This window comes from Rhodococcus sp. (in: high G+C Gram-positive bacteria), from assembly GCF_049286785.1.
In the GTDB taxonomy this organism is placed as follows: domain Bacteria; phylum Actinomycetota; class Actinomycetes; order Mycobacteriales; family Mycobacteriaceae; genus Rhodococcus_F.
Genome location: NZ_JBAQEO010000574.1, coordinates 1 through 11,477 on the forward strand (window position 1 = coordinate 1; position 11,477 = coordinate 11,477).

Annotated in this window: 8 protein-coding genes; 3 read left to right on the forward strand and 5 right to left on the reverse strand. The window is 65.8% G+C overall.

Annotated features, from left to right (window positions below; all coding sequences use genetic code 11):
- Positions 1-394: hypothetical protein (locus WAW17_RS20710; protein ID WP_422334791.1), on the reverse strand; the 394-nt coding region annotated here is incomplete at its 3' end.
- A gap of 31 nt (positions 395-425) precedes the next feature.
- On the opposite strand from WAW17_RS20710, the gene WAW17_RS20715 reads away from it, so the two are divergent.
- Positions 426-1,334 (forward strand): SDR family NAD(P)-dependent oxidoreductase, encoded by a 909-nt coding sequence (locus tag WAW17_RS20715; RefSeq protein WP_422334792.1) that lies wholly within the window; start codon positions 426-428, stop codon positions 1,332-1,334.
- A gap of 17 nt (positions 1,335-1,351) precedes the next feature.
- On the opposite strand, the gene WAW17_RS20720 is transcribed toward WAW17_RS20715, so the two are convergent.
- The 4 genes from WAW17_RS20720 to WAW17_RS20735 form a co-directional block, all read right to left on the reverse strand.
- Entirely contained in the window at positions 1,352-2,257 is a 906-nt protein-coding gene (locus tag WAW17_RS20720) for a cutinase family protein (RefSeq protein ID WP_422334793.1), read from the reverse strand.
- A 259-nt stretch (positions 2,258-2,516) separates the two neighbouring features.
- Positions 2,517-3,968 (reverse strand): glutamate synthase subunit beta, encoded by a 1,452-nt coding sequence (locus WAW17_RS20725; RefSeq protein WP_422334794.1) that lies wholly within the window; start codon positions 3,966-3,968, stop codon positions 2,517-2,519.
- Entirely contained in the window at positions 3,961-8,559 is a 4,599-nt protein-coding gene (gltB, locus tag WAW17_RS20730) for a glutamate synthase large subunit (protein ID WP_422334795.1), read from the reverse strand. Before gltB ends, WAW17_RS20725 begins: the two co-directional genes overlap by 8 nt.
- 315 nt (positions 8,560-8,874) lie before the next feature.
- Positions 8,875-9,438: a TetR/AcrR family transcriptional regulator gene (locus tag WAW17_RS20735; RefSeq protein ID WP_422334796.1), complete on the reverse strand. Its 564-nt coding sequence runs from the start codon at positions 9,436-9,438 to the stop codon at positions 8,875-8,877.
- 53 nt (positions 9,439-9,491) lie between these two features.
- On the opposite strand from WAW17_RS20735, the gene WAW17_RS20740 reads away from it, so the two are divergent.
- Both WAW17_RS20740 and WAW17_RS20745 read left to right on the forward strand, forming a co-directional pair.
- Complete coding sequence (locus tag WAW17_RS20740) at positions 9,492-10,511, forward strand: FAD-dependent monooxygenase (RefSeq protein ID WP_422334797.1); 1,020 nt, start codon at positions 9,492-9,494, stop codon at positions 10,509-10,511.
- A gap of 347 nt (positions 10,512-10,858) precedes the next feature.
- Positions 10,859-11,477 (forward strand): glycoprotein (locus WAW17_RS20745; RefSeq protein ID WP_422334798.1); only part of this gene is annotated, 619 nt, incomplete at its 3' end.

Consider the following 11,477-nt stretch of genomic DNA (forward strand, 5'->3'; position numbering starts at 1 on the left):
GCGCAGCGCGGGTGAGGTCCGCGCCGCCCGCCTGTGTGGTGAACGTGCACATCACGGCACCGTCCCGGGACCCGACGGTGAGCACACGATCGTAACAGGCGGGTTCCTGGGCCCAGATGTCCTCGAACTGCTCCGGCGTCACGAGGAAAGCGCGGGCGGCGACGGCTCCGGCGGCATCCGGGTCGTAATACGCACGACCACCGCCCCACGACCGCGCTTCGCCGGCGAAATAGACGGAACCGGGCAGCACCACCGGCATCGACGCCAGCGGTGCCGTCGAGTCGCGGGCGCCGGGGTTCACGTGCCTGCCGCCTGCCGGGCACCCGCCACTCAGGTAGCAGGCCAGACGAGCCGCCGCCATGTTCGACCCATAGCTGATGTACCAGACCAGCACATAGACGACCGTACTCGGCCAAGATGGTCACATGGCACTTCTCGGTGAAGTCAGGCAATGGCGCAAGGGTTCCCGCAGGCACCGCCGTCTACGAGATCTCGACGGCACCCTCGTGGTCGTCACCGGCGGCGGCAGCGGAATCGGGCGGGAGACCGCGCTCGCGTTTGCCGCCCAGGGCGCGATCGTCGCGGTCGGAGACCTCAACCTGGAGTCGGCTCACGAGACCGCGGATCTCATCAACTCGTCCCACATGAAAGGGGGCGGAGCGGTCGCCATCTTCGGCGGCGGCGCCCACGCGTACCCGGTGAACGTGGCTGTCGAGAAGGAAGTACAGAGATTCGCCGAGCAGGTCCGATCCCACCTCGGCACTCCCGACATCGTGGTGAACAATGCCGGCATCGGCTACTCGGGCACCTTCACGAAGACCCCGCAGGAAGATTTCGAACGGGTGATGGACGTGAACTTCTGGGGAGTGGTCTACGGATGCCGCACGTTCTCACGCCAGATGATCGAACGCGGCCGGGGCGGGCACATCGTGAACATTTCGTCCGCCGCCGCGTTCACACCGCAGAAAAACCTCACCGCGTACGCCACGAGCAAGGCCGCCGTGTTCATGCTGTCGGATTGCCTGCGGGCCGAACTCGTCTCCCATGGCATCGGGGTGAGCGCGATCTGCCCGGGGATCGTCCACACCAACATCATCAACGCCACCCAGTTCGCCGGGTCGACACCCGAAGAGCAGGCCGAAAGGCAACGAAAGACCGACAACCTCTACAGCAAGCGCGGTTTCGCACCGGACCGGGTGGCGACCCAGATCGTCAAGGCCGTGCGATCCAACAAGGCAGTCGTCCCGGTGACCCCCGAAGCCAAGGTCTGGCGCGCACTGAGCCGGTTGACCCCGGGAACCATGCGCCTCGGCGCACGCCTCGACCTGGGCTGAACCGGCCAGGACCGCGGTCATGCAAGATCGCGGAGCCAATTCCTCAACCACGCCGTCGCGGGAGTTCCCGAACCGTCGACCGCATAGCTGGTGTAGTCCTGGTGCACCTGTGACTTGTAGAACCGCTCCAGGTCGTCCACACGTTTCTCGTTGGCGCCTTCGTCGAGCTGCGCCATCAGGGTGGCGACGCCGCCGGCCGCCATCAGGTCGTTCCAGATGAGCAGAGCTTCCTGCTGGTAGCGATTCAGCGACGACGGCGACGCATCCGACGACTGGGCGAGGAAACCGGCGAGCCGCGTCACGAAGTCCTCTTTCGGCGTCGAGCAGTACAGGTCGCCGTACGCACAGAACGTGCGGGTGTTGGGGCTGACCCAGCCGAATCCACCGATGCGCGGACCTCCCGCACCGCTGCCCGCCACCGGCGGGCCGACCAACGCGTCGGTGGGCGACCGGCGGGGATCGGAGATGAGTCCGACGGCTGCGATCTTATCGGCCGGAACGGTGCTCAGGCCCGTTCCGATCTCGGACGCCAGATCGCCTGCCGCATCAGCACCCTGGCTGTATCCGATCAGCGACAATTCCGTACCCGGGCAGGCATTGCTCATGGCTTCGAGCATTCCGCGCGCGTTGTCGGTGGCCTGCTTCTTCGAGCGGGCGTACACGTCCGATTCCCAGGGGAACGCCGTCGCCGCGTACGTCACGTAGTCCGTGCGCACCGAGGACGGCAACCCGTTCGTCACCGCAGACAGCAGGCCGGGAGTGGGCCGCACATTGTCCTTGGTAGACGTCTCCCAGGTGCCCGGAATCGCGACGACATACACGCCCGGGCAGGGATCCGCACCGGCAGCTGCGCCTGCGCCCACCATCGTCGGAACAGCCACGGCGGCAGCAAATGCGGTCAAGAATGCGATAACCCGTCTCATACACATGGCCCTACCCTGTTCTTCGCTTTGTCGTCCTGCAGACGGGATGCTGCCAGGTCGACATGACCTAGAGATGCACGATCGGTAAATGAACGTTACCGAGCGGGCGCGATATCCGCATGACAAACAGGCACCCCGGTACGAATTTCGTACCGGGGTGCCTGGTATGAACTCAGCGCCGGATCATGACGCTTCGTGAACTCAGCGCTGAATCATGACGCTTCGTGAACTCAGCGTTGAATCATGACGCTTCGTGAACTCAGCGTTGGGGCGCACTGGTGGGCACGATGGGCGACGGCAGCGCCGTCGCACCTTCGAGATACGTGTCGACCGCCGCAGCCGCGGAGCGGCCTTCCGCGATGGCCCACACGATCAGCGACTGTCCGCGTCCCATGTCGCCGGCCACGAACACACCGTCCACGTTGGTCGCCCACTGCGCGGAACGGGCGACATTGCCACGCTCGTTGAGGTCGACACCCAGATCGGTGAGCAGGCCCGGCTTCTCGGGACCGACGAAGCCCATGGCGAGCAGCACCAGGTCGGCCTCGATTTCGAAATCCGAACCCTCGACCTTCTCGAAGCGGCCCGACTTCATCTCGACCTCATGAGCCCTCAGCGCCGTGACCTTGCCGGCTACCCCGACGAACTGCTCGGTGTTGACCGAGAACAACCGCTCGCCGCCCTCCTCGTGTGCCGAGGCGACGCGGTACATCAGCGGGTAGGTGGGCCAGGGGGTCTGCTCGGCCCTGGTCTCCGGCGGGCGCGGCATGATCTCGAACTGGTGCACGCTCACCGCACCCTGACGATGCGCGGTGCCCAGGCAGTCGGCACCGGTGTCGCCGCCACCGATGATGACAACCTTCTTGCCCTCCGCCGTGATGGACGGCTCGTCGAAATCACCCTGCTGCACACGGTTTGCGATGGGCAGGTACTCCATGGCCTGGTGGATGCCGTCGAGTTCCCGTCCGGGAATCGGCAGATCACGGGCCTCGGTGGCGCCGCCGGCCAGAACCACGGCGTCGAACTGCTTGCGCAGTTCGTCCGCGGTGATGTCGACACCCACGTCGACACCCGTCTTGAAGATGGTGCCCTCGGCCTCCATCTGATCGAGACGGCGGTCGATGTGACGCTTCTCCATCTTGAACTCGGGGATGCCGTACCGGAGCAGACCACCGATACGGTCGGCACGCTCGAAGACCGTCACCAGATGCCCGGCCCGGGTCAGCTGCTGCGCTGCTGCCAGACCTGCGGGACCGGAACCGACGACGGCAACCCTCTTGCCCGTCGTGCGAGTGGGGTGAACGGGGTCGACCCAACCCTCGTCGAACGCGTGGTCGATGAGCTCGACCTCGACCTGCTTGATGGTGACCGGGTCCTGGTTGATACCCAGAACGCAGGACGCCTCACAGGGCGCGGGGCACAACCGCCCGGTGAACTCCGGGAAATTGTTCGTGGCGTGCAAACGCTCGATGCCGTCGTGCCAGCGGTCCCGGTACACCAGGTCGTTCCACTCGGGAATCAGATTCCCCAGCGGACAACCGTTGTGGCAAAACGGAATACCGCAATCCATGCATCGGCTGGCCTGGGTACGAAGCTTCTCGTCGGAGAAATCCTCATACACCTCCTTCCAGTCGAGCAGACGCAACGGCACCGGACGCCGAACCGGAAGTTCGCGCGACGTGTGCTTCAGGAAGCCGCTTGGATCACCCACGAGCTGCCTCCATCACTGCCTCGTCCACGTTCTTTCCATCCTTCTTCGCGGCCTCGATGGCCAAGAGCACCTTCTTGTAATCGCGGGGCATGACCTTCGCGAAATGAATCACCTGCTGCGACCAGTCCGACAGGATGCGCGCGGCAACCGCCGAACCCGTCTCGTCCCGGTGACGCTCGATAGCACCCTTCAGCCAGGTGAAGTCGTCACCCGTGAGGTCCTCGAGGTCCACCAGTTCGGTGTTGAGGTTGTTTTCGAACGCCTTGTCCGGGTTGTAGACGTACGCGACGCCACCGGACATGCCGGCGCCGAAGTTCCGTCCCGTCGCACCGAGGATGACCACCTTGCCACCCGTCATGTACTCGCAACCGTGGTCGCCGACTCCCTCGACCACCGCGGTGGCACCCGAGTTACGGACGGCGAATCGCTCGCCCACGACACCGCGCAGTAGTGCCTCACCGCCGGTGGCACCGAACAGGATCACATTGCCGCCGATGATGTTGTCCTCGGCGACGAATCCGGGCGCGGTCGTCAGCGGTGGGCGCACCACGATGCGACCACCGGACAGGCCCTTGCCGACGAAGTCGTTGGCATCGCCGTGCAGGCGCAGGGTGATGCCCTTGGGAACGAACGCACCGAAGCTGTTACCGGCCGAACCGGTGAACGTGATGTCGATCGTGTTGTCGGGAAGGCCTTCACCGCCGTACGCCTTGGTGAGCTCGTGGCCGAGCATGGTGCCGACCGTGCGGTTGACGTTGGTGATCGGCGACTCGAAGGTCACCTTCTCGCCCTTGTCGAGCGCGTTGCGGCTCTGTGCGATGAGCTGCTGATCGAGCGCCTTGTCGAGTCCGTGGTCCTGGGTGCCGGTGCAGTACAGGTCCTGGTCCATGAACGCCGACTCGGCCCGGTGCAGAATCGGCGACAGGTCGAGATTGCCGGCCTTGCTGCCCTGCCAGTGCTCGAGCGCCTTCGTGGTGTCGAGGAGATCGACCTGCCCGACGGCCTCGTCGAGAGTGCGGAAACCGAGCTCGGCCATGAGCTCGCGCACCTCTTCGGCGATGAACAGGAAGAAGTTCTCGACGAACTCGGGCTTGCCGGTGAACCGCCTGCGCAACACCGGGTTCTGCGTAGCCACGCCGACGGGGCAGGTGTCGAGATGGCAGACCCGCATCATGATGCAACCCGACACCACCAGGGGTGCGGTGGCGAAACCGAACTCCTCGCCGCCGAGCAGTGCGGCGACCATGACGTCACGGCCGGTCTTGAGCTGACCGTCGACCTGAACGACGATCCGGTCGCGCAACCCGTTGAGCAGCAGCGTCTGCTGCGTCTCGGCCAGGCCGAGCTCCCAGGGTGCGCCCGCGTGCTTCATCGAGGTCAGCGGCGTGGCACCGGTGCCACCGTCGTGACCGGAGATGAGGACGACGTCCGCGTGTGCCTTGGAGACACCCGCGGCGACGGTGCCGACGCCCACCTCGGACACCAGCTTGACGTGAATGCGGGCCTGCGGGTTCGCGTTCTTCAGATCGTGGATCAGCTGTGCGAGATCCTCGATCGAGTAGATGTCGTGGTGCGGGGGCGGCGAGATCAACCCGACGCCGGGTGTGGAGTGCCGGACCTCGGCCACCCACGGGTACACCTTGTGCGCCGGCAGCTGGCCGCCCTCACCGGGCTTGGCTCCCTGCGCCATCTTGATCTGGATATCGGTGCAGTTGGTCAGGTAGTGCGAGGTGACACCGAAACGTCCCGACGCCACCTGTTTGATCGCCGACCGCCGCAGGTCACCGTTCTCGTCCGGGGTGAACCGGGCCGGGTTCTCGCCGCCCTCACCGGAGTTGGAACGGGCACCGAGACGGTTCATCGCGATGGCAAGCGTCTCGTGCGCCTCGGCGGAGATGGAGCCGTAGCTCATCGCACCGGTGGAGAAGCGCTTGACGATCTCGGTTGCCGGCTCGACCTCGTCCAGCGGGATCGACGGGCGGACACCCTTCTTGAACTCGAACAGGCCACGCAACGCTGCGAGCCGCTCCGACTGGTCGTCGACCAGCTTCGTGTACTCCTTGAACACCTCGTACTGGCCGGTGCGGGTGGAGTGCTGAAGCTTGAACACCGTGTCCGGGTTGAAGAGGTGGTACTCGCCCTCACGACGCCACTGGTACTCGCCGCCGACCTCGAGCTCGCGGTGCGCGCGCTCCTCGGGACGGTCCAGGTAGGCGCCGGCGTGCCGCTCCGCGACATCCGCTGCGATCTCCTCCAGCCCGATACCGCCGAGGCTGGAGTTGAGACCGGTGAAGTACTCGTCCACCAGGTCTTGCGACAGACCGATCACCTGGAACAGCTGCGCACCGGTGTAGGACGCCAGCGTGGAGATGCCCATCTTGGACATCACCTTGAGAACACCCTTGCCGGCGGCCTTGATGTAGTTCTGGATGGCCTTGTCGAGGCTGACACCGGGCAGTTCACTGCTCTGAACCAGCTCGTCGACCGTCTCGAAGGCCATGTACGGGTTGACCGCGGCCGCACCGAAACCGATGAGGAGCGCCATGTGGTGCACCTCGCGGGCGTCGCCGGACTCCACGATGAGACCGACCTTGGTGCGGGTCTTCTCGCGCACCAAGTGGTGATGCACCGCGGACGTCAGGAGCAGCGACGGAATGGGCGCGTACGTCTCGTTCGACTCACGGTCGGACAGGACGATGAGGCGCGCCCCACCGGCAATGGCCTCCGATACCTGATAGCGGACGTCGTCGAGAGCCTTACGCAGGCCCGCACCGCCCTCCGCCACCGGGAACAGACCGCGGACGATGACGCTGCGGAAGTTCGGGAACTCACCGTCGTCGTTGACGTGGATGAGCTTCGACAGGTCGTCGTTGTGCAGTATCGGCTGCGGCAGGAAGATCTGCCGGCAGGATTCGGCGGTGGGGTGAAGCAGATCGTGCTCGGGGCCGATGGTGCCGCCGAGGCTGGTGACGACCTCTTCCCGGATGGCGTCGAGCGGCGGGTTGGTGACCTGCGCGAACAACTGAGAGAAGTAGTCGAACAACATCCGCGACCGAGCCGAGAGCACGGCGATCGGGGTGTCCGTACCCATGGAGCCGAGGGCTTCTGCTCCGGTGGCCGCCATCGGCTTGACGAGGAGATTGACCTCTTCGTTGGTGTACCCGAACAACTGCTGACGCAGCACGACGCGCTCGTGTGACATGTAGGTGTACGGCCGGTCCGGCAGGTCGTCCATGGCGGTCAGAGCCTGGTCGAGCCATTCCTGGTACGGGTACTCGGCGGCGAGTTCCGATTTGATCTCGTCGTCGCTGATGATGCGCCCCTGAGCGGTGTCCACGAGGAACATGCGACCGGGCTGCAAACGTATCTTCCGCACCACGGTGGCCGGATCGATCGGCAGGACACCGACCTCCGACGCCATGACAACCAGGTCGTCCTCTGTCACCCAGAGGCGGGAGGGACGCAGACCGTTGCGGTCGAGAACCGCGCCGATGACCGTGCCGTCGGTGAAGCACACCGAGGCAGGTCCGTCCCAGGGCTCCATGAGCGAGGAGTGGTACTGGTAGAACGCCCGCCGGGCGGGATCCATGCTCTCGTGCTTCTCCCACGCCTCCGGGATCATCATGAGCACGGCGTGCGGAAGGCTGCGGCCACCGAGGTGCAGCATCTCGAGCACCTCGTCGAAGCGTGCGGTGTCGCTCGCCCCGTTGGTGCAGACCGGGAAGATCTTCTCGAGGTTCTCCGGGCCGCCGAACACGTCGCTCTCGATGAGCGCCTCGCGGGCGCGCATCCAGTTCTCGTTGCCGGTGACGGTGTTGATCTCACCGTTGTGCGCCACGCGGCGGAACGGGTGGGCCAGCGGCCACGACGGGAACGTGTTGGTGGAGAAACGGGAGTGCACGAGGCCCAACGACGACTCGACACGCTCGTCCTGCAGGTCCAGGTAGAAACCCTTGAGTTGCGGGGTGGTGAGCATGCCTTTGTAGACGAACGTCTGGCTAGACAGGCTCGGGAAGTACACGGTCTCGCGACCGGGTCCGTCCTTGCCGGCGCCTTCGTTGCCGAGTTCGTGCTCGGTGCGCTTCCGGATGACGTAGGCGCGGCGCTCGAGGTCGAGACCCGTGAGGGAACCGTCCTCGGTACCGATGAAGATCTGCCGGAACGTCGGCATCGCGTCACGCGCGAGCGCGCCCAGCGAGGAGTCGTCGGTTCCGACCTCTCGCCAGCCGAGGACCTTCAGGCCCTCGCTCTCGACGATCTTCTCGACGGCGTCCGCCGCTCGTTGCGCGTCGGCGTGGCTCTGCGGCAGGAAGGCGATACCTGTCGCGTAGGAACCCGCCTCGGGCAGCGGGAAGTCGACGACAGCGCGGAAGAACTTGTCCGGAACCTGGAGCAGGATGCCGGCACCGTCACCCGTGTTGGGTTCGGAGCCCGCGGCACCGCGGTGCTCGAGGTTGACCAGAGCGGTGATCGCCTTCTCGACGATGTCCCGGCTCCGGCGACCCTTCATATCCACGACGAACGCGACGCCACAGGAGTCGTGCTCGTTGGACGGGTGATACAGCCCCTGGGGGCCTGGAAGTTGCTTCATACCTAGCCTTCGTATGCCAAAGAGATGCACCGACGACCAGCAGCGCTGATGGCCATCAACTTTGCAATGCAGGTGCCTTCACGACGTGATCGGCACCACCGATCGGCTACGCCCTTGTGCAGCACGCTGGGTGTGGTGTTCGCACCAGGCGACGTGGCTTTTCGGTCGGGTCGGACTTTCGTGGGTCCAACGTGTAACGAAAACGATAATTCAGACCCCCAGGCGAAACACAACTAAGGTTGCCCTAACAACGCTCTGCGCTGGGCATTCACACGGACTCACCTGCCAAATCTGCGCAGGACGCCTCGACCGACATCACTGGATCCATGTTAATTGAAGCGCGCGGAGTACCGCTTCGATTCCTCGAGCCGGGTCGAAATCGGGTTGGGGCGCGGTCAGCTGATGAAGGATCACTCCATCCAGGTAGTCGGTGATCACCACTGCATCGGCGGCCGGATCCGCTGATCCCACGAATGCCAGCATGTCCGCCCCCCACTTTACGAGATCGGTGCGCACCGGTCCGATGATCTCGTCGAGCCCGGGGGTCACGGCGGCCTCGACGAACAGTGCATAGCGCGCGCTCGTGCGCACCCGGTCGGGTCCGCAGGCATAGCGCACGAACGCGATCAACGCGTCGACCAGCGCATCGAATCCCTCGGGCCGCGGTCGGGCGAACTTCTGCCAGTCTTCCCGGTCACGTTCGGCCAGCCGAGTGACTATCGCCTCGAGCAGGGCCCCGCGGCTGCGGAAGTAGTTGGACGTCGATCCCTCCGGCATGCCTGCGGCTGCGTCCACCGCCCGATGGGTGAGGGCCCGCAGGCCGCGGGTTCCCACCAGGTCGATCGCCGCGTCGAGTACCTGCTTCCGTTTCCTCGCCATGACTGGAGACTACAACAGTAGTGCGATACTACATTTGTAGTAGAGTGGCGCCCATGACGCACTCTGCAGCGGTCCTCGGCGGCGGAATCGGCGGGTTGGCGATCGCCTCCTACCTCGTCGGCCGTGGATGGCACGTCGAGGTCTTCGAACGATCCGAGCACCTGCCCGCCTCCGGCACCGCCCTCGGCATGTGGCCGCAGGCCCTCGACGCACTGGATGCGATCGGCGTCGGCGATCGAGTACGGACTCTCGGATCACCCCAGCATCGCGGTTCGTTCCTGCGACCCGACGGATCGGTGATCGGCACGATCGACACCCGCCGTTCTGCCTATCTGCTGTCACGACCCGCACTCCTCACCACCCTCGCCGAGTCCCTGCCCGAGGGAACCGTGCTGTTCGGCACACCCGCCCCCACGCCGGACGCGCTGACCGACCACGACGTCGTGATCGGGGCGGACGGTCTGCGCAGCCCCACCCGCCGACAGCTGTTCGGGGACGCGTTCGAGCCCCGCTACATCGGAGCGACGGCCTGGCGCGGATGGGTGCCCGGCCGGCGCGAGACCGTCAGCGAAACCTGGGATGCAGACGCACTTTTCGGTATCACTCCACGCGACGGAAACCTCGTCAACTGGTTCGCCTGCGTCCGCGCCGACGCCGGTTCCGAGGACGGGCTCGACTTCCTTCGTGCCCGGTTCGGGCACTGGCACGCAGACGTACAGGCCGTTCTCGATGACGTCACACCCGACGCCCTGCTCCATCACGACCTCTACGAATCACCGGCCCTGCCGTCGTATGTCCGGGGTACCACGGCGCTCATCGGCGACGCCGCCCACGCCATGGCACCCAATCTCGGCCGGGGCGCCTGCGAGGCGCTCGTCGACGCGGTCACCCTGGGTCGGCTTCTCGCCTCCGGCAACGACATCGACGAGGCGCTGCGCCGCTACGACCGCACAAGGCGTCGCGCGACACGCATGCTGGTGCGTGGATCTCGTGCCGTCTCCTCCATCGCGATGGCCAGGCACCTGCGCCCCCTGCGCGATCTGACGGTCGCAGTCGCGTCCGCCTTGGCGTGATCGCGCTGCTGTCTGGTACTTTTCCGCGGTAGGGGGACTTGGAACAAACCGGGGGCGGTCATGGGGGCGGTGAACGACGGCTGCGGCATTGCGCCGGCAGTGGCGACGGATCTCATCGGGCGAACATCACATCCACCTTGCCGGTGGAGGCTTCTTGCTCTGCGACACGGACGTTCGGTCCCTGTCACACCTTCCTTCTTTCATGCGGACGACTGAACGCCGACACAGCTGTCGGTGATTCGTTCCGGTCTCGGCACCTCTTCGTCGCCGGCAGTGCTCTCTCGATCCAATGCCTCCCTCGATCACAGCATCCGTTCCGACAGCAGGAGTTATTGATGAGAATCCGTATGCACGCGCTCGCCGTGATCTCGGTGTCCGCGATGGCAGTGCTCGGGGCCGCGACGGCGCACGCCGCACCGTCCACCCCTCCGCCGACGTCACAGCCCGGCGTCACCGACCCGGTGGCGCCGTCCACCCCGCCCACCTCACAACCCGGCGTCACCGACCCGGCTGCACCGTCGGCTACGAAGCCTGCTCCCGTGGCACCGCTCGCGGTTCCCGGTGTCCCCATGCAGCCCGAGGGTGGTGCCGCACCTGCGCCGGCAGTTGCACCCGACGCCCACACCGACAATGTCCAGCCGCGACCGGCCACCGTCTGGATCGACCCCGACGACATGCCGAAGGCGAACCGGGCACCTGTCGCGCCGGTCCTGCCCGTGCCGGGGCCTGTGGTGGAGGTGAACGCGGCCGCTGACACCGTCGTCGGTGCGACGCCTCTCGCCGTCAACGGCCGTCAGTACGGCAACCCCGAGGGCTACGTGGGCACGGTCGGCTGGCGCGTCGGCGACGCCACCGGGACGGCGGGCATCGCGATCGACCCGTCGTCGCCGACCGCCGCGACGGTCTCCGCATTCTCGGCAGACTCGAACGCGCAACACCCGACGAACTGGTCGGCCCCTGTGGACA

What these genes read in the sequence shown, in the direction of transcription:
- WAW17_RS20715 (WP_422334792.1), top strand. Translation starts at nt 426, where the DNA reads ATGGCACTTCTCGGTGAAGTCAGGCAATGGCGCAAGGGTTCCCGCAGG.
- WAW17_RS20720 (WP_422334793.1), bottom strand. Translation starts at nt 2,257, where the DNA reads ATGAGACGGGTTATCGCATTCTTGACCGCATTTGCTGCCGCCGTGGCT.
- gltB (WP_422334795.1), bottom strand. Translation starts at nt 8,559, where the DNA reads ATGAAGCAACTTCCAGGCCCCCAGGGGCTGTATCACCCGTCCAACGAG.
- WAW17_RS20735 (WP_422334796.1), bottom strand. Translation starts at nt 9,438, where the DNA reads ATGGCGAGGAAACGGAAGCAGGTACTCGACGCGGCGATCGACCTGGTG.
- WAW17_RS20740 (WP_422334797.1), top strand. Translation starts at nt 9,492, where the DNA reads ATGACGCACTCTGCAGCGGTCCTCGGCGGCGGAATCGGCGGGTTGGCG.